Annotated in this window: 26 protein-coding genes and 1 tRNA gene; 12 read left to right on the top strand and 15 right to left on the bottom strand. The window is 60.6% G+C overall.

What is annotated here, in order from left to right:
• Positions 1-83: 83 nt before the first annotated feature.
• Both OGM60_05555 and OGM60_05550 read left to right on the top strand, forming a co-directional pair.
• Positions 84-1,019, top strand: a complete 936-nt coding sequence (locus OGM60_05555; GenBank protein UYI98370.1) for an FAD-dependent oxidoreductase — start codon at positions 84-86, stop codon at positions 1,017-1,019.
• A gap of 157 nt (positions 1,020-1,176) precedes the next feature.
• The gene (locus tag OGM60_05550) at positions 1,177-1,788 is read left to right on the top strand and encodes a DUF1836 domain-containing protein (GenBank protein UYI98369.1); all 612 of its coding nucleotides are present in this window, start codon (positions 1,177-1,179) and stop codon (positions 1,786-1,788) included.
• Between the two features lie 72 nt (positions 1,789-1,860).
• Here OGM60_05550 and OGM60_05545 read toward each other — a convergent pair whose 3' ends face one another.
• The 6 genes from OGM60_05545 to OGM60_05520 form a co-directional block, all read right to left on the bottom strand.
• The gene (locus OGM60_05545; GenBank protein ID UYI98368.1) at positions 1,861-2,727 is read right to left on the bottom strand and encodes a DegV family protein; all 867 of its coding nucleotides are present in this window, start codon (positions 2,725-2,727) and stop codon (positions 1,861-1,863) included.
• A gap of 175 nt (positions 2,728-2,902) precedes the next feature.
• A complete protein-coding gene (locus OGM60_05540; GenBank protein ID UYI98367.1) occupies positions 2,903-4,021 on the bottom strand; it encodes an NlpC/P60 family protein in 1,119 nt (372 codons plus the stop codon).
• A gap of 32 nt (positions 4,022-4,053) precedes the next feature.
• Positions 4,054-4,584 (bottom strand): adenine phosphoribosyltransferase, encoded by a 531-nt coding sequence (locus OGM60_05535; GenBank protein ID UYI98366.1) that lies wholly within the window; start codon positions 4,582-4,584, stop codon positions 4,054-4,056.
• Between the two features lie 38 nt (positions 4,585-4,622).
• Positions 4,623-5,507: a MerR family transcriptional regulator gene (locus OGM60_05530; protein UYI98365.1), complete on the bottom strand. Its 885-nt coding sequence runs from the start codon at positions 5,505-5,507 to the stop codon at positions 4,623-4,625.
• Between the two features lie 3 nt (positions 5,508-5,510).
• The gene (locus OGM60_05525; protein ID UYI98364.1) at positions 5,511-5,945 is read right to left on the bottom strand and encodes an FHA domain-containing protein; all 435 of its coding nucleotides are present in this window, start codon (positions 5,943-5,945) and stop codon (positions 5,511-5,513) included.
• 66 nt (positions 5,946-6,011) lie between these two features.
• Positions 6,012-6,716, bottom strand: a complete 705-nt coding sequence (locus OGM60_05520; protein ID UYI98363.1) for a CDP-alcohol phosphatidyltransferase family protein — start codon at positions 6,714-6,716, stop codon at positions 6,012-6,014.
• A 217-nt stretch (positions 6,717-6,933) separates the two neighbouring features.
• Between OGM60_05520 and OGM60_05515 the strand changes: the two genes are divergently transcribed.
• The 6 genes from OGM60_05515 to OGM60_05490 are packed head-to-tail and all read left to right on the top strand — an operon-like array spanning position 6,934 to position 11,760.
• Positions 6,934-7,662, top strand: a complete 729-nt coding sequence (locus OGM60_05515; protein ID UYI98362.1) for a lantibiotic protection ABC transporter ATP-binding protein — start codon at positions 6,934-6,936, stop codon at positions 7,660-7,662.
• Positions 7,659-8,429, top strand: a complete 771-nt coding sequence (locus OGM60_05510; GenBank protein UYI98361.1) for a hypothetical protein — start codon at positions 7,659-7,661, stop codon at positions 8,427-8,429. The genes OGM60_05515 and OGM60_05510 overlap by 4 nt, the downstream gene beginning before the upstream one ends.
• Positions 8,429-9,244: a lantibiotic ABC transporter permease gene (locus OGM60_05505; GenBank protein UYI98360.1), complete on the top strand. Its 816-nt coding sequence runs from the start codon at positions 8,429-8,431 to the stop codon at positions 9,242-9,244. The genes OGM60_05510 and OGM60_05505 overlap by 1 nt, the downstream gene beginning before the upstream one ends.
• Positions 9,237-9,638 (top strand): hypothetical protein, encoded by a 402-nt coding sequence (locus OGM60_05500; protein ID UYI98359.1) that lies wholly within the window; start codon positions 9,237-9,239, stop codon positions 9,636-9,638. Before OGM60_05505 ends, OGM60_05500 begins: the two co-directional genes overlap by 8 nt.
• A gap of 44 nt (positions 9,639-9,682) precedes the next feature.
• The gene (locus OGM60_05495; protein ID UYI98358.1) at positions 9,683-10,345 is read left to right on the top strand and encodes a response regulator transcription factor; all 663 of its coding nucleotides are present in this window, start codon (positions 9,683-9,685) and stop codon (positions 10,343-10,345) included.
• A 26-nt stretch (positions 10,346-10,371) separates the two neighbouring features.
• Positions 10,372-11,760, top strand: a complete 1,389-nt coding sequence (locus OGM60_05490) for a HAMP domain-containing histidine kinase (protein ID UYI98357.1) — start codon at positions 10,372-10,374, stop codon at positions 11,758-11,760.
• A gap of 20 nt (positions 11,761-11,780) precedes the next feature.
• Here OGM60_05490 and OGM60_05485 read toward each other — a convergent pair whose 3' ends face one another.
• Together OGM60_05485 and OGM60_05480 are read right to left on the bottom strand one after the other, a co-directional pair.
• A complete protein-coding gene (locus OGM60_05485) occupies positions 11,781-11,975 on the bottom strand; it encodes a ribbon-helix-helix domain-containing protein (protein UYI98356.1) in 195 nt (64 codons plus the stop codon).
• Between the two features lie 551 nt (positions 11,976-12,526).
• Positions 12,527-13,153: a DUF1648 domain-containing protein gene (locus OGM60_05480; GenBank protein UYI98355.1), complete on the bottom strand. Its 627-nt coding sequence runs from the start codon at positions 13,151-13,153 to the stop codon at positions 12,527-12,529.
• 1,420 nt (positions 13,154-14,573) lie between these two features.
• Between OGM60_05480 and OGM60_05475 the strand changes: the two genes are divergently transcribed.
• From OGM60_05475 to OGM60_05465, 3 genes are all read left to right on the top strand, one after another.
• Positions 14,574-16,262 (top strand): ABC transporter ATP-binding protein, encoded by a 1,689-nt coding sequence (locus tag OGM60_05475; protein UYI98354.1) that lies wholly within the window; start codon positions 14,574-14,576, stop codon positions 16,260-16,262.
• A 1-nt stretch (position 16,263) separates the two neighbouring features.
• The gene (locus OGM60_05470) at positions 16,264-16,692 is read left to right on the top strand and encodes a hypothetical protein (protein UYI98353.1); all 429 of its coding nucleotides are present in this window, start codon (positions 16,264-16,266) and stop codon (positions 16,690-16,692) included.
• A 219-nt stretch (positions 16,693-16,911) separates the two neighbouring features.
• Complete coding sequence (locus OGM60_05465; GenBank protein ID UYI98352.1) at positions 16,912-17,130, top strand: hypothetical protein; 219 nt, start codon at positions 16,912-16,914, stop codon at positions 17,128-17,130.
• Positions 17,131-17,142: 12 nt separating this feature from the next.
• Here the strand turns inward: OGM60_05465 and OGM60_05460 are convergent, their stop codons facing one another.
• On the bottom strand, positions 17,143-17,382 hold the full coding sequence (locus tag OGM60_05460; GenBank protein ID UYI98351.1) for a hypothetical protein: 240 nt from the start codon (positions 17,380-17,382) through the stop codon (positions 17,143-17,145).
• A 552-nt stretch (positions 17,383-17,934) separates the two neighbouring features.
• Here OGM60_05460 and OGM60_05455 point away from each other — a divergent pair.
• Positions 17,935-18,504: a DUF6273 domain-containing protein gene (locus OGM60_05455; protein UYI98350.1), complete on the top strand. Its 570-nt coding sequence runs from the start codon at positions 17,935-17,937 to the stop codon at positions 18,502-18,504.
• Between the two features lie 514 nt (positions 18,505-19,018).
• Here OGM60_05455 and OGM60_05450 read toward each other — a convergent pair.
• The 6 genes from OGM60_05450 to rpe all read right to left on the bottom strand — a co-directional run bounded on the left by OGM60_05450 (position 19,019) and on the right by rpe (position 23,771).
• Positions 19,019-19,095: transfer RNA gene (locus OGM60_05450), tRNA-Pro, on the bottom strand.
• Between the two features lie 80 nt (positions 19,096-19,175).
• The gene (gene coaBC / locus OGM60_05445; protein ID UYI98349.1) at positions 19,176-20,390 is read right to left on the bottom strand and encodes a bifunctional phosphopantothenoylcysteine decarboxylase/phosphopantothenate--cysteine ligase CoaBC; all 1,215 of its coding nucleotides are present in this window, start codon (positions 20,388-20,390) and stop codon (positions 19,176-19,178) included.
• A 2-nt stretch (positions 20,391-20,392) separates the two neighbouring features.
• On the bottom strand, positions 20,393-21,112 hold the full coding sequence (locus OGM60_05440; protein UYI98348.1) for a hypothetical protein: 720 nt from the start codon (positions 21,110-21,112) through the stop codon (positions 20,393-20,395).
• Positions 21,109-21,918 (bottom strand): Nif3-like dinuclear metal center hexameric protein, encoded by an 810-nt coding sequence (locus OGM60_05435; protein UYI98347.1) that lies wholly within the window; start codon positions 21,916-21,918, stop codon positions 21,109-21,111. Before OGM60_05435 ends, OGM60_05440 begins: the two co-directional genes overlap by 4 nt.
• Entirely contained in the window at positions 21,915-23,093 is a 1,179-nt protein-coding gene (locus OGM60_05430) for an aminotransferase class V-fold PLP-dependent enzyme (protein ID UYI98346.1), read from the bottom strand. The genes OGM60_05435 and OGM60_05430 overlap by 4 nt, the downstream gene beginning before the upstream one ends.
• 6 nt (positions 23,094-23,099) lie before the next feature.
• Positions 23,100-23,771, bottom strand: coding sequence for a ribulose-phosphate 3-epimerase (rpe, locus tag OGM60_05425; protein ID UYI98345.1), 672 nt, complete (start codon positions 23,769-23,771; stop codon positions 23,100-23,102).
• Between the last annotated feature and the right edge of the window lie 11 nt (positions 23,772-23,782).

Raw genomic sequence — 23,782 nt, 5'->3', positions numbered from 1 at the left:
TCATTGTAGTGCATGAGTGTCACGTTCGCATAAATTTGGGTATGAGCGCAAAGAACGCCAATCTTTCGACAGGAGGTCTCTTCATGACTACTCATCAGCCGATCGATGTTGCTATTATCGGCGGCGGCCCTGCGGGCTATGCCGCAGCCATTTATGCGGCGCGCGCCAACCTCACGACGACTGTGATTGAACAGGGCATGTCGGGAGGACAGATCGCCACAACCAATGAGGTCGAGAACTATCCGGGCATTCCGCTCTTGAGTGGTGCCGAACTCGGCGAGCGTTTTCAGCAACATGCAGAGGGCCTGGGAGCACAGGTTGCATGGAGCATGGTTGCGGGTATCGATTACGATGCGGATGCGGCGCTGTTTACGGTGCATCACGATATGGGCGATACGCTGGCCTCGAGCGTTATCGCTTGCATGGGTGCCACGCCGCGATCTGCTGGTTTTGTTGGCGAGGATATGTATCGCGGTCGTGGCGTTTCTTATTGCGCGACGTGCGATGGCATGTTCTTTCGCGGTAAACAGGTCTTTGTCATCGGTGGCGGTAATGCTGCCTGCGAGGAAGCCCTGTTCTTGTCAGAAATCGCCAGCAGCGTGACCATCGTCTTGCGCCGCGATCAGTTCCGTGCTCCCGATGGCGTAGTTCAAAAGGTGCTCGCAAAAGATAATATTTCAGTTTGGTACCAAACTAGTATTGTGGAACTTTCGGGCGAGGCCATGCCCACGACTATCACCTTTAAGGACAACGCTACGGGTGGCACTTATTCCGAGTCCTTTGATCCTGGTTCGTTTGGCATTTTTGTCTTTGCTGGCACGCAGCCCCATACTGAGCTTGTAGAGCATCTGGTAGATCTGGCGCCCGACGGCGGTATTGTGACCGACGAATCGATGGCCACCCGCACACCTGGCTTATTTGCCGCCGGCGATATCCGCTCCAAGCGTTTACGTCAAGTTGTGACCGCCGTTTCGGACGGAGCCATAGCGGCTACCAGCGCATACGCTTTTCTACGCTGATAAGTACGATAATATATCTTATGTAAGGTTGCTATCTTTAAACAAAGTGGTTGGACGGTGCGTCAATGTGCTGTCCAACCACTTTTACTTAGCGGCAATGTGGTATGCAAAACTAGATTATCTAGAATACAATATAGTAAACGAACGGAGGCCTCTGATGAACCACGTCAAACATGTTATCCCGATGTCCGATACATCGGTCGGCATTAAGCCGGAGGATATTCAGCCGACGGTGCTGCCGGATGCATTTATTCAGTCCGATACGGTGCGTAAACTCAACGCGTTGAGCCTGCCGCGCTATGACCAGCTGCCTAACGTATCGCTCTATCGTGATCAGGTTATCGAATATGTTGCGCAGTGGATGGAGCCGCTTTCAATTTGTGTGGAGCACCCCGTCATTACGCCATCGATGATCAATAACTACGTAAAGGTCGGCCTCGTTCCTGCTCCGGTAAAAAAGCAATATGGCCGCGAGCAGATTGCGCGTCTCATCTCCATTTGTATCTTTAAGCAGGTGCTGCCCATCGCTGCGGTTCAGGCGCTCTTCAACATTCAGCGCCTGAGCTACGATGCACCGACCGCCTTTGATTATGTGATTGATCAGCTCGAGGCATCGATTCGTGCGGCTTTTTCCGTCGAGCAGACTCCCGTGCCCGATACCGCACATCAGGTTACGCGCGAGTCGCTGCTCGTACGCAGTGCGGTATCGTCTTTTGTATCGAAGGCGTATCTAATGAGCTACCTCAAGTTCAATGGGTTTAATAGCTAGCCGACGTACAAGACGGGCGGGACAAAGGCTATAAGCCATTTTGTCCCGCCCGTGTTTTTGTTTAGTTGGACTTTATCGGCCCGAAGCTACGCCCATGCCGTAGCCGATAATGAGCCCGTGCATCTCGGCATAGTATGAATCCAGTCCGTTGCAAGGCATGATGATGGTCTTGGAGCCGGGCCAATGCTCCACAATGCGACTGGCAAGTGTCTGGGCGCCCGCCTCATTCTCGACATGGTCGATAACGACCTCGCCGCCGGTAAAGCCCTCGGCCTCCATGGTATCGACAATCTTGCCAAGCATCTTCTTTTCGCCACGGGTGTGACCAACGAGCTTGATCTCCCCCTCCTCGCTTGCTGTGCCTAAAACTCGGATGTTGAGTTTATTGGCGATAACCCCAGCTGCCTTGGGAATACGTCCGGCCTTGGCGAGATTTTCGTAATTGCACAGGCTAAAGAGAATCTTGCTGTTCAGTTCCAGCTCATCAAAATAGCTGCAGGCTTCCTCAAAAGAGACGTTGGGATTGCTTGCGAGATAGCGGTCGAACAGCAGGAAGATCAGGTCCATTTTGCCGCCGGCTGCGCGAGAATTGACCAGATGAATCTTTCGGTTCGGATCCTCGGCAAGAACCAAATCGCGTGCCGTGGCGGCGGCATTGTAGCTTCCCGAGACGCCCTCGGAGATAGGCATGCAAATTGTCTTGTCGGCAAGCCTAAAGAGTTCGGTCCACTCGCCTACGCTCGGACAGGCGCTCGAAGAAGCGCTCGACTCCGCCTGCACGGCGCAATTGAGTTCGCGAACATCGAGCGTGAGGTCATCGACGAACTCGCGCTCCCCCACTCGAATTTTAAGGGGTGCATATGCAAAGGTGGTATGGGGCGCGGTCGGTTGCCAATCACGGAGGTTGCAGCTCGAATCGGAGATAAGTGCCCAGCTCATAGAGGGTCCTTTCTAGATGTTTCTAATTTATTATAGCCATCTTGCTTACCTTTGAAACGTGCATCTAGTATTGAAAACTAGCTCATTGGGATCATGTATGGAGCACGGTCACAAATAAATGAACCTCGCAGCCCAAAGGCCACGAGGTTCACATTCGTTTGCTATACAGAGTGACTTAGTAGCGCACGAAAATATAGTTGTTGTTCATGCCGGCTGCGACGGAGCTGATGATGACGCCCGTCTTGTAGTCGGAAGCATGGATCATCTGACCATTACCGATATAGATGCCAGTATGGTAGGAGTTAACCACGACATCGCCGGGTTGCGGGTCGGACACGCGGGTCCAACCCATGAAGGTGCCGGTGGTGCCCAGACGGCAGTAGCGACCCGTGAGACAGTAGCTTACAAAACCGGAGCAGTCAAAGCTGTCCGGTCCAATGCCGCCCCAGGAATAAGCGCAACCAAGCTTGCTGTAGGCGCGCGAAACAACGGAACCACCGTCAACAGACTGGCTCGGCGCAGAAGGGGCCGGAGCCGGAGCGGGCGTCGAGGGCTGCGGCGTAGGAGCAGGAGCGGGAGCGGGCGCAGGTGTGTTGCCGCCGTTGTTAGTTGTGCCGCCGCCATTGTTGGTGTTCTCGGTCGTACCGGCGGTATCGTTGCTTACCGTGGCCTTTTCGGCTGTGCTGGCATTTATGCCGGCCTGCAGAGCCGCATTGGCCTCGGCCTCGGCGGCAAGCTCGGCCTGCAGCTGAGAATCTAGGGAGTTCACGATGCTCTGGGCTTCTGCCTGCTGGGCGTTGAGCTCGTCGACTTTCTTTTGCGTGGCGGCGACGTTCTTCTCCTGCTCGGCCTGCTTATCGGTGAGCTGCTGCTTAAGGTCCTTGACATCCTGAATGGTCTGGGCCTGCTTGTCGGAAACCTTGCCGTAATAGAACAGACGATTGAGCATGTCGCCCAGATCGTCGACGCCCGTCAGAACCTGAAGGAGACTCAGACCGCCGGTCTTGTACTCACCGGCAACGTAGCTCGAAAGCTTTGCCTGGCCCTCGGCAATCTCTTGCTGCTTTTGCGTGATCTCGCCTGCAGTCTGATCAAGCTCCTGCGTCTGTGCGGAGAGTTCTTCATGAATTTGCTGGGTCTGCGTGCCGATCTGCTCGAGTTTGGTACGAGCAGCGGCAAGGTCGGATGCGGTATCGGCATAGGCCGGAGCCGCGAGGCCCAGGCCCAAAACACAAGCGAGGGTTGCCGTAGCAGCGCAGCGTGCCATGTTTTTGTGCGTATTTGCTGTGCGCATGGAGCTTCCTTTCCGGTATCTAAGGGTAGCGGCTAGTTCACCGTTACCAGGCTAAAGAGCTCGACGTCCTCGTTGGAAGGCGTGAGCTTCTTGCGCGGGTTGAGAAACGCAAGCTCGAGGATACAACCGTAACCCACAAGCTTTGCGCCCATATCTCGCACCAGTTTACCTGTTGCCTCGACGGTTCCGCCCGTCGCGACCAAGTCGTCCAGAATCAACACGGTATCTTTAGAGGTAATGGCATCGGCGTGGATCTCGATAGAGTCGGTGCCATATTCGAGATCGTAGCTCTCGCTCACCGTCTTGCGAGGCAGCTTGCCCGGCTTGCGTGCGGGCACAAAGCCAGCGCCCAGGGCGACGGCCACGGGCACGCCGACCATAAAGCCGCGAGCCTCGGGACCCACGACCTTGGTGATGCCCATGCCGGCAAAATGCTCGGCCAGGGCATCCACCATGGCCTTCAGGGCCTCGGGATTGCCAAAGAGCGGCGTGATGTCCTTAAAGACGACTCCGGGCTCGGGATAGTCGGGGATGTCGACGATGTGAGATTCGAAGTCGTACATGACGTGACCTTTCAGGGGAGGATGGTTTGCGGCAGCGTCTATTTGTTCGCGCTGGCGGTGGCGGCGTGCGAGGGGGCAATAACTTTGAGCGGCTGCACGAGGGATTCCTCACGCACGGGGACCGCGGAGGTAGATGCCTCTTCGCTTTTGGCCTTGGTTGACTCGGAGCGTGCGATCTCCTCGTCGAGGGCATCGATATCGGCATCCTCCACCACGGCGTTGAGTGACTCAAATACACGGTTCTTGAGCAGAGCGGTATGGACGCCCTCGGTGAGGTCATGCAGCTTCTTAAATGCACGCTCGAGCTTGGCATCGCGCTCGTCGTCGGAAGTATCCATACCGAGCATGCTTACGAGCACCTGCTCAAACATCGAGGACTCGCGGTTTGCGGACGATACGTACTGGCGCAGGTTGCGCGGCTCGATATGGAAGCGCGAAAGCTCGGAGCAATAGCGGATGATCGGGAAATCGCGGCCATCGACAAGCTCGCGATTCTGCGGGCTCTTGATGATGCGAATAAGGTCGTTTTCGGCCAGGGAGCGGATAAACGAGATCTCGACGCCAAGCATATCGGGGATGGTCTCGATGGGATGCAGCTTTTGCTTAGTCTCCTTGGGTTCCGTCTTGAGCGGAACATCGGACAGCAGACCCACCTCGTAGGCGAGCGTAGACAGGTCCGTGGCGTTTTCCAGGCGCTGCTTGATCACATTGAGCGGCATGTAGCGAGTTTTCTGCAGATGCAGAATGACCTCCAGGCGGTCAACGTCCTCCTTGGAGTACTGACGATAGCCCTTAGGCGTGCGATGAGGGGTGATGAGCCCCTCATCTTCGAGAAATCTAATTTTTGAGTTCGAAAGATCGGGGTATGCGCCTCGAAGTAGATTGACGACCTGGCCGATACTCAGATAATTGCGTTCGGCCATGCCCTACTCACCGGTTTCGATGCGCTCCGGCGTGCTCTCGTGGTAGATGAGCGTAAACGTACCGATCTGGACGGAAGAGCCATCGTGCAGCGGTGCGCCGTTGACGATGGCGCCATCAACCCACGTACCGTTGAGCGAGCCCAGGTCCTCGATGCGGGCACCCAGACCCTCGCGAATAATGCGCGCGTGGCTACGCGACACGGTCATGTCGTTGAGGAAGATGCCGTTAGCGGGATCGCGGCCGATGGTGGTCACATTATCCTCGAGCTCAAAGGCGGCGCCGGTTTGCGGGCCTTTGACGATAGATAAGACGGGCGCGGTGATGTGCACGTTGGCCATGAGGTCGGGAACGGTGACATCGCTCGAAGGAACGCGGAAAACGCAGGTGGCGTCTGAGGCCTTATCGTTCTGAGGCATATTGTTAACCATGTTGTCCATGACAACCCCTAACTTAACGCGGACATGCCGCAAAGAATGAACTGTACGTAATCATACCCCAACGACTTAGTCTTCGATTTCGGGGTTAAGAAAGTCGATGTCTTCGTCCTCGGGATGCGCCACGGCTTGTTTAATGGCCGCTCCACCCTTAATGGAATAGATGACAGCGGTGAGCATGGAGAAGATGACGCCGCCATACACGAAGAAGATGCCAAGCGGTACCGGACTGCCGTTGAGGCCCGGGAAGGCCGTGAACGTGGCGGGCAGCAGATGCCAGCCGTCCACGGTGGGAAAGCCCAACAGCATGAGCGAGAAGCCGGTCATGAGCAGCGCCGTGGCAATCTTGCCGGGAAACACCACGTCGATGGGACGGCGGTGATAGTGGCGCACGATGAGCGTGCCGATGCCCAGATAGATATCACGACCAATGATGAGCACGCAGACCCAGATGGGAAGCTCGCCGCGGACCACCAGGCCCAGTACGCCGGTAAATAGCAGCGCACGGTCGCAGATGGGATCCATAACCTTGCCGAGCCAGGAGACCGTTTTGGTCATGCGGGCAATCTGGCCGTCCATCCAGTCGGTGGAGGCCGCGATGGCATAGATGACGATGGCGACGACACGGTTGTTGTCCGTCACAAACAGGTACAGGAAGACCAGCGTGAGGATCAGACGCGTGAAGGTAATGAAATTGGAGATCGTGAAGATCTTATTCGACGGGTAATCGGAAGTGCCGATAAGCTCCTTTTTGATCTTCTTTTTGATGCCCACAGGACTCCCCCGCTGGTAAACGACAAAACTTTCGATACTATACCCGTTCTGGCGATGTCTATCCAGCGCGAGCATAGAGAGTCCAGACATATATAAGACTCCAACGGCCGTTACGGCTTCGTTAGAAACGCGCCCCACCATGGATGGTGAACCCGAAAGGTAAGGCGCGCGGGCACGGTGACTCGGCCCGCGCGCCCGGAAGAGAAAGGATAAACCCATGGGTTACATGCTCGAGACGCGCGGGCTCACCAAGCGCTTCGGCCGCGGCGACCAGGCGCAGGACGCCGTGGCCGACGTGAGCCTTCATATCCGCGAGGGCGAGGTGTACGGGCTGCTCGGTCCTAACGGCGCCGGCAAGTCGACAACGCTCAAGATGATCTGCGGGATGCTGCGGCCGACGGCCGGGGAGATCCTCTTTGCCGGGCACGCCTGGCGCCGCGAGGACCTCTACGCAATCGGCAGCCTCATCGAGGAGGCGCCGCTCTACCCCAACCTCACCGCGCGCGAGAACCTGCGCGTGCGCACCACGCTGCTGGGCCTTCCCGAGAGCCGCATAGATGAGGTGCTCGCCGCCGTGGACCTCGCGGACACCGGGAAGAAGCGCGCCGGGCGCTTCTCGATGGGCATGCGGCAGCGATTGGGGCTCGCGCTGGCGCTGATCGCCCGGCCACGCCTGCTCGTGCTCGACGAGCCCACCAACGGCCTCGACCCCATCGGCATCGAGGAGCTGCGCGACCAGATCCGCGGCTTCGCGGCGGCGGGTACGACGGTAATCGTCTCGAGCCACATCCTCTCCGAGGTGCAGCAGATGGCGGACACCATCGGCATCATCTACGGGGGGCGCCTCGCCTACGAGGATGCGCTTCGGCCCGGGCAGGACCTCGAGGAACTCTTCATGAGCTTCTGCCGGGAAGGGCGACGAGCGCGTGGGGAGGTGGCGGCATGACGGGCGAGAAAGGCGGCCTGCTCGCGGGCCTGCGCGCCGAGGCCCTGAAGTCGCGCCACGCGGCACCGGTTCGCCTGGCCGTCCTCATGGCGCTGCCGATGCCGCTGCTCGGCGCGATGCCCTATCGGGGCGTGCAGATCTTCAGCGCGTGGAACTACTGGTACGCGCTCTTCCTGCCCGTGTCTCTCTCGCTCGTGGTGGCGTGCGTCGCGCGGGCGGACGCTCGCACGCGGATGCGGGGGCTTCTGGGCCTGGGCTTCCCGCTCAGGCGCGCCTGGTGGGCCAAGGCGCTCTGGTGCCTCGCGCTCTGCACGCTCTCGAACCTCGTGGTCTTCGGCATCTACCTCGCGGGATCGGCGTTCTCCTCGCAGGGCCTCACGGCCGCGGGCACGCTCGCGATGCTCCTCTGCGCGCTCGTCAACACGGTGACCGCGGCGTGGATGATCCCCGCAGGGCTCTTCCTCACGGCGCGGCTCGGCATGCTCGCGGGCATCTTCTGCCCGCTTGCCGCGCAGCTCGTGGGTGGTTTCGCCTGGTCGTTGATGCCGCTGCCGCAGCTCTTTCCGCCGTCGGCGAGCATGGTCATCCCCACGAGCTTCATCCCCGTGCTGCCGAGCGGCGAGCCACTCGCGGCGGACATGGCGCTCGGCGGGGCGCTCGCGGCGGACGGCATGCTCACGCTGGCGGGCCTTGCGGTCAGCGCGCTCGCGTTCGCCGCGCTCACGGCAGCGGGCGCGGCCTGGTTCGCGCGCTCCGAGGAGAGGTGATGGCCATGACACGACTCTCCGACCCGACGCCGCGCATGACTCTCTCGCGAGCCCTGCTCTCCGAGGCCCTGCGCCTTGCGCGCTCCCCGCTCGCGGCGGTGCACCTCGTCTGCGGCCTGGCGGCCGGTCTTGCCTGCGGCGAGTACTTCTCCGTAGCCCGATGGGACCCGGCGCTGGGCGCGGACGCCTACGCCCAGTTCCTCGGCGCCCTCATGCCGCTCATGTCCGCCATCGTCTGCGGGCTCGCCGTGGACGACGAGCGCGCTGCCGGGCGCCTCGCCAACCTCACGGCGGTCCCCTCGCGCGGGCGCGCCGTCGCGGCGAAGCTGCTCGCCCTTGCGGCGCTCGGCGCGGGCGCGCTGGCCGTGGCGCTCGGCGTGTTCGGGGCCGTGCTCGCCGTCGCCGGGCGCCTGCCGCTCGGGCCCGCTCCGCTTGCGGCCGCCTGGGCGGGCATCGTGCTGGGCAGCCTGCCCCTCTACGCGCTGGGGCTCGGCGTGGCCCTGCGCCTCGGCCGCAACGCCGCCATCGGCGCCGGCGCGGCGGGGGTGCTCCTCGCGTTCTTCTCAGTGGGCGGACTTGCGCACGGCCTCATGACCGGCGAGCTCACCGGTGCCCTGGCGACGCCCCTGAGCTGGGTGCCGCTCGCCTGGCCCGCGCGCCTGGGGTCGCTCGGGGTAGAGGCCTTCATCGACGCCGCACGCGCGGCGGGCCCTCTCCTCACGACTGCGCTCGCTGGCCTCGTGCTCACCCTGGCAACCGCCGCCGTCCTTCTCGCCTGGTTCTGCCGCTTCGAGGACGGAAGGGCAGATGCGTAGGAAGCCGCTCGCCGCCGTGCTCGCCCTCCTCTCCGCAGCGCTCGTCCTGGGCGGGAATGCCCTGCTCGACGCCGGCTGGGGGTCGGCGCTGCGCTCGATCGCCGACCGCGTGCTGCCCAACCCTGAGATCGCCATGTGGGCGCCCGCGCCCGAGCCCGGCAGCCACGCGAGCTCCTACGCCGACGCCACCGGGGCGGGGGCGAACTACGTCTACCTGGTGGACGCGGCGGACGACAGGGGCAATATCCGAGAGCTCCAGCTCATCTTCTTCGGGCGGGAGTCGGACGGCGAGGGCTGGCTCGAGATCGAGGCGCGCGGCGGCTCGGGCGTGCGCTACCGCGCGTGCAACGCGGCCGAGGCACCCGCGGCTGCGCGCGGGGCTCTGGACCGCTGAGCGCGGCGCAAGTACAATGCCGACGAGAGTTTCAGGAGGTCAACATGGCGAGGGTACTGGCAGTGGATGATGAACGGGCGATCCTCGACGCGCTCGCGCGCGTCCTCGGCCGCGACGGCCATGAGGTCGTCAGGGCGGCGGACCCGACGGCGGTCCCGGGGATGGACCTCTCGCGCTTCGACCTCGTGCTCTGCGACGTTATGATGCCGGGGCTTGACGGCTTCGAGCTCGTGCGGCAGATCCGCCCGGACTTCGACGGGCCCATCGTCTTCCTGACCGCGCGCGTGGCCGAGGAGGATGCCGTGGCCGCCTACGGCCTGGGCGCCGACGACTACGTCCGCAAGCCCTTCGGGGCCGCGGAACTGCGCGCCAAGGTCGCGGCCCATCTACGCCGTGAGCGCCGGCCGCGCTCGCACGCCCTCTCCTTCGGGGAGGTGCGGATCGACCTCGGGGCGCGCGACCTCGCCGTGGGTGGCGAGGCCGTGCCGCTCACGCCCACCGAGTACGCCATCTGCGAGTACCTCGCCCGCCACCCCGGGCAGGTCATGAGCCGCGCGCAGATACGCGAGGCGGTGCTCGGCTGGGAGAGCGACGCCGACGACGCGGCCATATCCATGCAGGTCAGTCGCGCCCGGAGGAAACTCTCCGAGGCCGGCGCCGATCCGATCGCGACCGTCTGGGGGATGGGGTACAAGTGGCAGCTCTGAGGATCGGGGCGCGAGGTCGCGGGGGCATGCCGCTCTCCTTCGTCATCGCGCGCTACTTCGCCTACGCGTTCGCGGCAGTCGCCACGGCGTGGCTCGCCTCGTTCATGATGCTCTCTGTGGCGATCAACGCGGGCTTCGTCTACGAGGCAAGCTGGGGGCCGGCCAATGCGCGCGAGGTCGCGGAGGGCCTGGCACGCGACGGCGTCTGCGGGCAGCAGGACGTGCCGACGGCGTACCGCTACCTCATCCTGAACAAGGACGGAAACGTGCTGATGACAGACCTCGAGAGCACGCGGCTCGAGGACGCGAAGGAAATGGCTCGTACGGCACTCGCCGCGGATCCGGGCACAGTGGAGATCGAGGGCGGGGGTTCGGGCGTTACCTACGCCGCGTTCCCGCTCAAAGGTGGCGGGGCCTGCGCGCTCGTCAGCGAGTATCTGCCGCAGTGGGTCTCGCGCGACCTCGCCGGCCTGCTTCCCAACCCGCAGAACCTCATGCTCGTCGGCGCCACGGCGGGAAGCGCACTTGCGCTTGCGCTCGTCGCGCGCCGCGCGAGCCGCGTGATCTCGCGCAAGATGGCGCCGCTCGCGGAGGCGGCGGGGCGCGTCGGCGCGGGGGAGCTCGACTTCGCGGTCGGCAGCACCAACGTGCGCGAGGTGAACGACGTCCTCGCCGCGATGGACGCCATGCGGGCCTCCCTCGCCGAGTCGCTCGAGGCCCGCTGGGCCGCGGAGCGGGGGCAGCGCGAGCAGATGACGTCGCTCGCCCACGACCTCAAGACGCCGCTCACCGTGCTGCGCGCCAACGCCGACTTCGTAGCGGAGGAGCTGGAAGACGAGAAAGACGCCGACCTCGCGGCCGCCGCGCGCGACATAGCCGGCAGTGTCGAAAGGCTCGACGGCTACGTGCGCCTGCTCATCGAGGCCTCGCGCGGGTCCGGCGGGGCGGAGAGGGCCCCCATGCGGCCGGCCGAGCTTTGCGAGCAGGTCCTCGCCGAGGCCGCCCAGATCGCCCGGGCGCGAGGCGTGACGCTCGACGCGGCCACGGGCCCCGCTGTCGCGGGCGCGCCCGAGGCCGCGCTCGACCGAACCGCCCTGGCGCGAGCCGCCGCGAACCTCGTGGCCAACGCCGCCGAGCACGCACGCTCGCGCGTGGCTGTCTCCTGCGACGTCGAGGGCGGCCACCTCGTCATCGAGGTGGCCGACGACGGGCCGGGCTTCTCTCCCGCCGCCCTCGAACGCGGCTGCGAGCGCCTCTTCACAGACGACTCCTCCCGCTCCTCGCGCGACGGAGGGCGCCACTACGGGCTCGGCCTCCACGCCGCCTCCGAGGCCGCGAGCGCCCACGGGGGCTCCGTCTCGCTCGCCAACAGCCCCTCGGGCGGCGCGGTGGCCACCATCGCGGTCCCCCTGTGAGGGCCTGACGACTCAGGCCCTCACACCGGCGTGCCTCGCAACCAAACGCTTCCCGGATAATTCATGAGGCCGTACTCGTATTCGAGCCTGCCTATCTCTGCGGCAAGCGCCTCCGTCATGTAGAAGGTTTTCGTGCGGCCCGTCGACTTCGTCAGGCGGTCGTACCTGTTCGCGAGGTCCTCGGGGGTTCTCAGGGCTGCGGTGGCGGTTGCCATGATGCACCTCCCGGTTAGATGTAATACGTGTATTACTTTCTATCACATCACCCGAACCCCGCACCGGCGTTCGGTCGTATCTGCTTTTTTACCTTACATTTTGTCAACCGGCCCATGCTCGGCTTGTTCAGCCGGATTAAATCAACTGTTAAATCAATCCAGGCCTGTAGGGGGCGGTGGAAATCTTTCGAGGACTGGGGGCGCCGTCCCTGGGTCGGCTCCTCGATGGCCGCGGCTGAATTCCCCTGCCATCGGCTGCGTGGGTTCCGGCACGGGGTTCTGGCGCTGCTCGAACTGGGCGCAAGACTCGGCTGTTGGTCGTACCGGACGGCATACGTTTTGAGACCGGCAAGCTGATGCCGGCTCGAGGACAGCGGCCCGGTGCACCGGGCCGATCGATAGCGGTCTCAGGTTCACAGCGCAGCTTCTCAGGGCTCGCATATATAGGAAGACTTGATTGGCAATCGATTTTAATGAAGTCGGCAGCGCATGTCAGAGTTTTCAACAAATTTAACATGCCACCCTTTATATCCGCACGCGCGTAATTCAACTCATAAGGACCGGCTATCCCTTACCTGTGACACAATCTCAAACGCACAAAACAGAATCATCAGTCCAATCATCGCATAAGAGGCAGCCGAACCTTCAAGCACTATTCCACAAAGAACAATCTCCGCGCCGCCAATAAGAACTGTTATCAGGCGCTCTGCCTTTTTGCTCTCGCCGCTCGCATAAAAAGGCGGCAAAGCGCACAAGATCACATATAGCCCGGGAAGGGAATACAGGATCGATAGTCCAAGCCCCCCATCAACCGCAGTGTTTTGCGTAAGAATCAACTGAACCCAAACGGCAATTATCACTGAGCAGGTTGTCGATAAAAGAAGACTAGAAATATAGCACGCAACAAAGTCCCGTCGCATTCGAACAGAGAAATCCGCGAACTCTCTTCGCCGCGTGGAAACAATAAGGTACACAGAAATTGCAATAGAGCCAATCAGAGAAAACAGCGGAACAACCAGCAATTCAAGCTTATTACCCCATCGATCAACCACACCCCCACTCCAATGAGCGGGAATTGTATCAGGGAGGACTGACCAAGCCGCCCATAGAATCAGAAATGGAAGAATAGAGAGGATGAAAGATGATAACACTGCAGTAATTTTTTTTGAGGCTCTCATCGATTCCGCATCTCCTTGCGCGCCCACATTCCACTCCGCCTTAAATCAAGTATACGTTTTGAGACCGGCAAGCTGTTGCCGGCTCGAGGACAGCGGCCCGGTGCACCGGGCCGATCGATAGAGGACTCAGGTTCACAGCGCAGTTTCTTGGGGCTCGCATATATAGGAAGACTTGATCGGCAATCGATTTTAATGAAGTCTACAGCGCATGTCAGAGCTTTCAACAAACCGCAGGTAAATCCGTGTACCAAAAATTGGTACACGGATTTACCTGCGATGTTCATGCTTGGTCAAAAGCCCATCAAGCGATATATCCATTATTTTAATGCGCGCGCCTGAGCTTTTGGCTGAAGTGGCAGTCCGACCGCCGGCAGGCGGCCACGCTATGTCCAAAGGCCACGCCTACTCCCCGTGCCCGGCTACGTCGACGACCCAGTGCTGCCCGTCGAGTTCCTGCCGCAGAGCTACATCAGGGACGTCTTATTGGGGGACGACCGCATGGAACCCCGGGAGATCAAGCTGTACGGCTGATCCATCCGTCAACAACATGTCAAAGCCCCAAACCCCACAGGATCGCGAACGAGGGGATGAATTGACCGCCCGGGTATTTGCGCCCGGGCGGTCAATTCTATCAACCATGGGTGCGATTCTGTGAGGCCATTTTTCTGGCATCCGCCGTTTGCTCCGGTCTCAACGCACCCATCGACCGTTCAGTAATCTTTGCGAACGCGACCACGTGCGCATTTGTCGAACAATCAAATGTCCGACAATGTCTGACGGAGCTGTCAGACATTCACGCACGAACAGGCGAGCTTCGCGAGCGATTGTAGGCATCTAGTAGCCCCAGCTGCGTCTTTGGCGCAGGTTCAACGTCTGACATCTTGAATGTCTGACGTTGAACGAAGCTGGTTGATAACAAGCAGGTGGAATAAACATGGAGCCCGACATCTCTCGCGCAATCGGCGCGCGGCAAGGGTCTGGCCCATCTCATATGTTGCCAACGCTAACGGTGATGTTGCCAACGCTAACGGTTAACCTGAGCGCCCGGACACATTCTTTGTTGGCTGAAACCAGCATAGCAACTAGCGGAAGGCATCATCGAAGGAGTGTGCTGGAAAGCACCCGTCTCCTTAACTGTTAGAAATGCAAGTTAATAATCTATGTGGTCAATATAATACCGTTAAACCCGCATATCGATACCGCTCAGCCATTCGCCTCGCCCCCGTCGCACGTATCTTCATCCGGTCTGTTACTTTTAATCTAACGATTCTTTGAGGAACGTAGGTGCTTCCAAATGTACTGTCGACTTCTTCTCAAACTGATCCTAAGAGACAAGGCCGCATGGATTTGTACGCTCGTTCTCGCTGCAGCCTTTTCCGTCCCCATTGCGTTCAATTCACCCATCTACGGGCCCTTCTTTATGAAGCAGGGCATGCAGAGCTTTGTCGACGCATTCAATACGCGCGCACCCCAGGCCAACGGCACAGACCTATCGCCAGAGCAGCAAGCTGACGCGGAGCTTGCAAGATACGCGAACGCCGCCCTTGCCGCTCAAACCGACGCCGCCTTTCTCGATTCTGCCGAGAGCTACTACGCGCTCATGGACGAAGGCTTCCAATCCGGGTCCATCGTGGGAGACCGAGAGACCAATGACGCAGACCTCGCGTATTGCCGTGCCCTGAGCAGCTCCGGCATCACGGATATCCCGGCCTCCGCAAACGACCTGCCATTCCTTTCCTTCCTGCCTTACGCCATTGCCACGGCGCCGTCTTTCCTTCCCTTCATCCCCTTCCTTCTCTCGTCGATACTCGTGCTCGGCGCCACAAGGCCCGGGACCCTGGCGGCAAAGGCGCCCGCGCCCAAATTCCGGCGCCTTATCCAGATCGTGTTTTCGATAATCGCCGCGGGGACCGCGATGCTCCTCGCCGGCCTCGCACCCGGGGGCATTTACGCCTTGGTCCTAAACGGCTTCGGGCAAATTGGGTACCCGATCGCCTTCTTCCATGACGGCGCGCTTACCACCACGACCGCGGGAAACGTCTTCACAGCCCTGCTTCTCGCGCTGCTTGCGGGCGGAACCTTGATATCCGTTTGCTCCGCCGTCCTATCGACCGCAACGAGGCGCGTCCTCGCGGGCCCCCTTACCTCCGCGCTGCTTGTCGCGGCCCCGGCATTCCCGTTGCTGTCCGATTCGGCACTGGGGCATAACGCCGCGCTCAATCTCCTGCCGCTGGCCGTGTTCTCGCCTATCGAGGCAACGGGCTACGTAGGATGCTTCCCGACAGAATTCATTGGCTCCGGTTCAGGCAGCGCATCGATGCTTGCCGTGGCCCTGGCATACGTCGCGGTTCTTTTTGCGGTCGGCGCCGTTGCGACACGTTCGCCCAAACAGCCTGGACCCGCGAAAAAGCACCGTGGGCTCGAGCTTCTGGACGCGAGCGTGGGATACGGAAGCACGACGATACTTTCAATCGGGTCGCTTTTCCTGAGCCCGGGAACGGCGGCGGGCCTCGTTGCTCCCAACGGCTCGGGGAAAACCACCCTTCTTGAAGCGCTGTCGGGCCAATTTCCCACCCGCATCCGCTCGGGAAGCCTGGCGGCAGACGGAATCTGCCAACGTCGATCAGCCGAATTTGCAGAACTCGTCTACCTGAGCTCTTCGGGCAGCGCGGATCTCTATCCCACGCTATCGGCCATCGAGCACCTTGCTTTCGTTAGGGAGGCGTGGAAATCGGCCGCCGACATCGACTCGCTCTGCGACTCCCTCGGAATCTCCCCATATCTCGACAAGCCGACCCGTAAACTCTCGACAGGAATGAAGCAGCAGGTAAAGCTTGCCATGGCGATAGCGACCGATTGCCCGTACCTCATCCTCGATGAACCGCTGAACGGCCTCGATCCGGGAAAACGGAAAACCTCCTGCGACGCGATGCGCAGCGAAGTGGCGCGGGGACGCAGCGTGCTCATTTCAAGCCATCTACTCGACGACCTGGCAGACCTTACCAACTCGTTCTACTTCATCGAAGCCGGCACGCTCGTGGAAAAGATCAAGTCGTCCTCGCAGACGCTCAAGCAGGAATACCTCGATACATACGAGGGAGGTGAATGACATGATAGGCAAGAGCTATGCAAAGATAGCGATTGTTGGCTTTGTACTTTGTCTTGCAATGGTGCTATGTGCATCATTTGCGAGGTATAGGTCCGAGCAGTCGTTCATCGATGGCGCTGAAAATGGGTTTGGCATAGACGGGATGTATGTCAACGATGGCGCGACCAGGCCGTCTATGGCGATTCTTGCAGGCGAAGACATGGAATGGCAAATCTGTAATGACGATGGCTCTTGTCTGAGTGGTCGTTTGGCCGCAACGAGCGACCCGAATTCGTTCGATCTTCTCGACAATGATGGAGCGGATTGCGGTTCTGTTCACCTTTCATATGCATCGCGAGATGGGATGGACGGCATTCTCTACGTCTCCCACGAGACCGGCGATTTCAAGATGCGCAGGACTAACCGAGTGCCGGCTTTTATCGAGGAGTGAGAGTTCCCGGCGGTCTGCCGATTAGGCCGCCGGGGTATTGAACCCCGCATTCATCCGTACACACACGGATGAATGCGGGAAGTGTCCGGATGAAGGTGATAATCAAGGAAACAAAGCTGTTCTGCCTGGGACGGCTTTGGCCTGGACTTTAACCACAACATCGCAATCGACACTTATCAGCTCGCGCAACGCGCATGGCCAAATCTCGGACGCTGGTGCATGGAGGACCTTCGAGATTTACTGGACATCCAAATCGACGACGCACACCGCGTGCTCGCCGACTGCGAAGACGAGATGGCTGTCTACAATGCGATCAGAAACGGCGTGAAGTCGGGAGAGCTTTCTGTGGAACCGCCGCGCCGTCGCGCGAGCCGACCGGGCAACCCGGGCAATCTGGTCCCGACTCTCCCGGTCGTATTCCTACGATATCGCCCCTAAATCACCAATGTGTCAGATAAAGAATGATGCAATGGCTGTGATCACGCCTACGGCGGACGCAACGACTGCGCCTTTTTTCCTCTCCTTTAGTCCGACGATTAGGGTTGCCGTAAAGTAAAGGGCGGAAATGCAGTCTATGGCAAGCAAAACGAGTTCCTTGGGCGGTTTCAGCAAAAGGTCGCTAGCAAAGAGTAATGCAAGCAGGGCAAAGCCGATTGTGTTCAAGTATCTCGATTGATTTTGCGACAACATGGCAACTTCCTTTCAGAACATGCAAATGAAAAGTCGGTACGATGTCATTGCGGTTGCAAAAAAGCCGCCGCTAGGACCGGTTGTCACGAGACCGGCGATAACTTCAGCGGTGCCAACAAGCTAGAGATCGCGCAGGCAAGCCTCCTCCTTCGCGTTCAGCTTGACCTTGTGAGGGGCGGGGCGGTTATTTGCAGATCCGTGAGAATCACACCACGCCTTGGAATATGAATCCGCGCAGCGCCCGCGCTCAAAAAAGGGATATATCGTAATTTTCGTCGTAATTGACTCCGACGTAGATATCGTTGCTCTCGGCGGGAGATCCCTCGTCGGCATGGGCTGCCGCAACGGGTACAAATGGTGTCATGACAAGGGAGGGGCAAAGAGTTGCTGAGACGATGGAGGGTAGGCATTTCTTCATGGCCGGCTCCTTAATCTGGCCTTTGATAGTTACTCGATGTCGCCTCCTTCCGCTTTATATCCGTTGTATTTGGCGTATTTCTTTAATAAGGCAAGAGGTTCTTCCTCTCCTTCGGATAAGCCGATGATGTTTCCTTGATCATCCAGTATGAATACGGACGGAATATGCTCAAGTTCGTATTCGTCATACACGGTATTATCTTAATTTTTGCTGATGGCTCAGGCAAGGCGGGGCTTACGTTCGAGGCGACCAACAATGCCCTGGCCCTACAGAGAATAAACGCCGCGAACACGCACGCCGGCGGCTGGGAGAAGTCCGAACTCCGCGGCCTCCTCAATACCGGCGACCTCTGGTCGCTTTTGCCTTGCGAACTCCAGTCCAAGGTGAAGTCCGTCACGAAGATGACCGACAACCTGGGCGACGGCGAGGCAGGCACCCCCTCGGCCACGACTGACAAGGCCTTCCTGCTCTCGATGACTGAAGTCTACGGTGACCTCCAGTCTGACGGCGCCCAGTACGAGTACTACAAATCCAAGGGCGTGACAACATCGAACTATTCCAGTGCTTCGTCGAGCAGCTATCACTGGACTCGCTCCGTGCATCCGAGCAACTCCGCGTCCTTCCGCTGTGTCCACAGCAACGGCAGCTATGACTACTACAGCGCGACGAACATCTACTGCGTGTTCCCCGCCTTCTGCTTTTAGCCTCATCTGCAACCAATGAAAAGCCCGTGCGATTCTGCGCGGGCTTTTCATTTGGCAACCAAACGAACGATTCTCGTCTTGAAGCATAGTTATCGGGTTGAGGAGAAATGGGGTCATACAGCGGCTCTCAGAGCGCCCGCCGCACTCCCCCGCCATTACCTCAGCTGCGTCACCGTATAGAGTTCATCCCGCTTGGCGTTTCGTTGCAACAGCCCACTTGTCCACCGATCAAGTGAAATACCGGAATTAATACAGCGACACGCTTGTTCGTTACAGTCGCTATATCTGCGTAAATCGCCGCGATAAATGCCGCCCGTTCTCGGCATGTACCTGCTGCGCGTATGTAGAATCGCATCGCGTTAATAAATCGGCTCATGCGTGTGCAAAACGCGCAAGTAGCCGCAAAAGGCGATTATCGCGCAGCTAGATTTTTGGCACCCTGTTGATTAATCAAAATTAAGCAATTGCTTAAAACAAAAAAGGTCAGGCACTAGGTGCCTGACCTGCAAACTTCTGGTCGGGACGACTGGATTCGAACCAGCGACCCCTTGACCCCCAGTCAAGTGCGCTACCAAGCTGCGCCACGTCCCGAAGCTTTTGTTTGTTGCTCTGCTCTCGCTCGCAACAGGAAGTATATTAACCCGAAACTTTGGCCTTGCGCAAGAACTTTTTTAATTATTTTTGAGCAAGTCTAAAATTGTATCTGCGAGCTGGTGTTTTGTAAGCACAGGAAGTTCTTGCGTGCCCGCTGTGCTCACAATCCAGGCCTTGTTGGTGTCGGTCCCAAAGCCCGAATCGGCGCGCGAGACATCGTTAGCGATAATGGCATCGCAACCCTTGCGGGTCAATTTGCGCTCGGCGTATTCGACGACATTATCGGTCTCGGCCGCAAAGCCGATCACGCGGCGATCGCCCTTTTGGCGTGAGAGCTCGGCCAAGATGTCAACGGTCTCGACGAGCTCGATTCGATCCAGGCGCTCGTTGGCCTTTTTGAGCTTGTGGTCCGCCGGGGCTTCAGGCGTGTAGTCGGCGACGGCGGCGGCGCAAATGGCCGCGTCGGCCGTCTGGAAGGCGCTTAGCGCTACCTGGAGCATCTCTGAGGCGGTCTGTACGCGCACGCACTCCACGCCGCGGGGAACGTCGAGCGATGTCGGTCCCAGAACGAGCGTGACGGCGGCGCCGCGGCGCGTGGCCTCCCCCGCCAGAGCGATACCCATCTTGCCCGATGAACGGTTGCCGATATAACGCACAGGGTCGATCGGTTCGTGCGTGGGGCCGGCGGTGATCACGATGCGCTTGTCCGCAAGGTCCTGGGGTACCGGGTCGAGCACCTCGCAGACGGCCTCGACGATGTCCTCGGGCTCGCTCATGCGTCCCGTGTCCACATCGCCGCAGGCAAGGTAGCCGCTGCCGGGCCCCACCACATGGACGCCACGGTCGCGCAGCGAGGCTATATTGGCCTGCGTGGCCGGTGCCTTCCACATACCGTTGTTCATGGCCGGCGCGATCACAATGGGCCGCGGCGTGGCAAGCAGCGTTGTGGAGATGAGGTCATCGGCGATGCCGTTGGCCATCTTGGCGATGATATTGGCCGTCGCGGGCGCCACGACCACCAAGTCGGGCTCCTGCGCCAGCGAGATATGGTGGATGGGGTCAGACGGGTCGTCGAATAGCCCAACCGCGACCGGCTCATTGGTGAGCGCGCGGAAGGTGAGCGGCCCCACGAACTCAGTGGCATGCTCGCTCATGACGACCTTGACGTGCGCGCCGCGCTTTTGCAGCAGGCGCACGATATTGCACGACTTATAGGCGGCGATCCCGCCGGTAATGCCCAGCAGGATCGTTTTTCCCTCAAGTTGCATTGAATTGTTGGGTGCCGCCGTCATCGTTAGGCTTCCTTGCTGGGGAGCACGAGCAGGCGGTGGCAGTACGGGCAGTGCGTAATCTCACTACCGTCGTGGTTGAGGTCGCTCATGGACGATGCCTGCAGCGCGGTGTGGCAGACCGTGGGGATGTTGCCCTGGACGGTTTCGACGGCCAGGCCGCGGAACTGCTTGAGCAGGCGCTCGTAGTCGGTGAGCACGTCAGTCGGAAGCGTAGCGGCAAGCGCGGTGCGCTCCTTAGTGGCGGCTTCGATCTGTGCCTGCAGGTCGGCAGCCTTGGCGCGGGCGGCTTTGGTATCGGCCTTCACGCCCTCCTCGAACTTGGCGATGATGGCCTGCGCGCGAGCCTCGCGGTCGAGCGCTTCCTTATGGGCGACGACGACGTCCTTGCGGGTGTGCTCGATCTTGTCCAGGCGCTTGGCCAGGGTGGCGAGCTCGTTCTCCAGGTCCTGAACCTCGCGGTAGTCAGATCCGTCAACGTGGCGCTTCTTGGCGGCCTCGATGGCGTTATTGGTCTGAATCTCGGTGGTGTTGAGGTCGTCGAGCTCAATATCAAGGTCCTTGCGCTGGGCGTAGAGCTTGGTCATCTCGGCCTTGAGCTTAACGTAGGTCTTACGCTTGGAAGCGAGCTCCTTGAGCTCCGGCATATTGGCAAGTTCGCTCTTGTTGCGGGCGAGCTCCAAATCGATTTGTTGCAGCTTGAGTAGCGTAGCGCCGGCGCTCATAAGTTCTCTCCTTTTGTCACAGTCCACCATTGGCAAGGGTTCAGTATTTTAATCGCATGACGGGGGTCGACCCCGGCATCAACTGCAGAGTTCATCAATATATCAACGAACGGCTCTTCGGAGCGGTCGTGGCCGAGCAAGATCACCGGTAGCCCGCGCAAGGCAAGGTCTTGCGCCACGTGGTAGCCCGCCTCGCCCGTCACAATAACGTCGGCGCCCGCGGCGATGGCGAGCTCTCCAAAGTCGCCCAGGGAGCCTCCCAGAATGGCGACGGTACGGCACGGGTGATCGGCCTCGCCCCACACGCGTGGATCGCTCCCGAAGGCCGTGGCGGCACGAGTGGCAAGGTCGCGCAGGCTGCAGGGCTCGTTGAATGTCGCAAGGGCTCCCAGGCCGCAGGCCTCGGGGTCGTCCACGTGCTCCAGCGAGCTTGCGGGCGCGGCGTCCAACAGCGTACTTAGGCAAACGCGAGCCTCATGCGAGCGGTCCAGATTGGTGTGGAGCGAGATGATGCTCACCCCGCAGCGGGCAGCCTCGTAGAGCGCCGCACTGCACTGGGGGCGCGTCGCGCTAGGCGGGCAAAACGCCTCGGGCGCCTTGATGTAGACGGGATGATGCGTGAGCAACACGTTGGCACCGGCCTCCTGGGCGCGGTGCACGTTGGCTTCGGTCGCGTCGAGTGCGCAGGCCACGCCGCGGATCTCGTCGTCGGGGTCGCCAACGGATAAGCCTACGTGGTCCCAGGGTTCGGCGTCCGTCTTAGGATAGCGTGCAAGCAGGGCGCGCTCGAGTTCGGCGACGATCATGCGGCACCTACGATCGAGAGCAGCGTCTGGGCAAAGTCGTCCAAATCGCCCGGATTCACGCGGTCATCGAAGGAAATACGCAGTGCGCCCAGCGCCTGCTCACGACCAATGCCCATGGCGCTGAGCACGTGACTCGGGTCCATGCTGCCGCTCGAGCAAGCCGATCCGGCCGACACCTCAAAACCGGCGGCGTCGAGCTTGATGATGAGCTCCTCGGAGTCCATGCCGTCGACGTAGATCGAAACCATACCCGGCAGACGATCTGCCTGCGCGTAGTCGCCCATGGTGGCGTGAATGCGCGGATGGGCCGTAAGCGTGGCGTAGAGCCTGTCAGAAAGGGCTTGCAGCTTCTCGCGCTCCTGGGCCACATGGGGCACCAGCGTACGGGCGGCAGCAGCAAAGGCCAGCTGCGCGCGCAGGTCCTGCGTACCGGCGCGACGTCCGGCTTCCTGTCCGCCGCCAAAGATGCGGGGGCGCAGCGGCGTGCGAGTCTTAACGTAGAGCGCGCCGGAGGCAACGGGACCGCCAATCTTGTGGGCGGCGACGGACATGGCGTCGACACCCAGCTCGGCGGCATCGAGCGGAATATGCAGATAGCCCTGGATGGCATCGGTGTGGAACAGGGCGCCTGCGGTGTGCGCAGCCGCGGCAAGCTCGCGGATAGACTGCACCACGCCGGTCTCGTTGTTGGCGACCATGATACTCACGAGTGCGACGTCGTCGCCGAGCAAGTCGCTCAGCGCGGCAAGCTCGATGTAGCCCGCACGGCAGGGCTGCACTAGGTCGACGGTAAAGCCGGCGGCGCGCAGCAGCGGCAGGTTGTCCAGGATCGAATCGTGCTCGATGGCAGATACGATCACGCGGTTACGCTTGCGGTCGCGCTGACGAGCGCCCTCGGCAAGACCGAGGAGCGCCAGCTGGTTGGCCTCGGTGCCGCCGTTGGTAAGGATGATCTCGGACGGGCGAACGCGCGCGCCAAAGCTACGGGCAATCTCGCGACGTGCCACCTCCAGGCGCGCGGCGGCCTTGCGGCCGAGCGAATGCAGCGAGTTGGGGTTCACGCCGGCAAGCTCGCTGTCGTCGTATTCGCGCTGCGCAAGGAGCGCCTCGGCGCGCATGGGCGTCGAGGCGGCATAGTCAAGATTCACGGGTATGCGGTTTTGACCTGCGGTCATAAGGGTTTATGCCTCCTGTGCAGCCTCGTTGCCCAGCTTCTGCAGAAGCGCAACCTCGGCGGCGGGATCTTCGGACTTAAATACGGCGGAGCCGGCTACGAGCACGTTGGCGCCGGCCTTGACGACCTCGGCGATGTTCTTGGAAGAGATACCGCCATCGACCTCGATCAAGGGCGACACGCCGTGGCGCTCGCACATGGCCGTAAGCTCGTGCAGCTTAGGCAGAGTGCCCGGGATAAAGCTCTGGCCGCCAAAGCCGGGGTTCACGCTCATCAGCAGCACCATGTCGACAACGTCGATGATGCTCTCGAGTACGCACACGGGGGTGGCGGGGTTGAGCACCACGCCGGCCTTGACGCCGCGCTGCTGCAGATGGGTGAGCGTGCGGTGCAGGTGCGTGGAGGCCTCGTAGTGCACGGTGATCATGTCGGCACCGGCGTCGGCGTACCAATCGACCGTCTCGTCGGGGTTCGACACCATCAGGTGCGCGTCGACCGGTACATCGGTGGAGCGCTTGACGGCCTTGAGGATATCGACGCCAAAGGTGAGGTTGCCGGTAAAGTGTCCGTCCATAACGTCGAAGTGCACAAAGTCGGCACCGGCGATCTTGTCGAGTTCGCCCTTGAGGTTGGCCATGTCGGCCGAAAGGACAGACGGAGCGATTTTAATGGAACCCATGGTAGAAGCCT

The sequence above is a fragment of the Coriobacteriaceae bacterium genome, from assembly GCA_025757745.1.
GTDB lineage: Bacteria > Actinomycetota > Coriobacteriia > Coriobacteriales > Coriobacteriaceae > Collinsella.
This window is presented reverse-complemented; position numbering and strand designations above follow the sequence as displayed.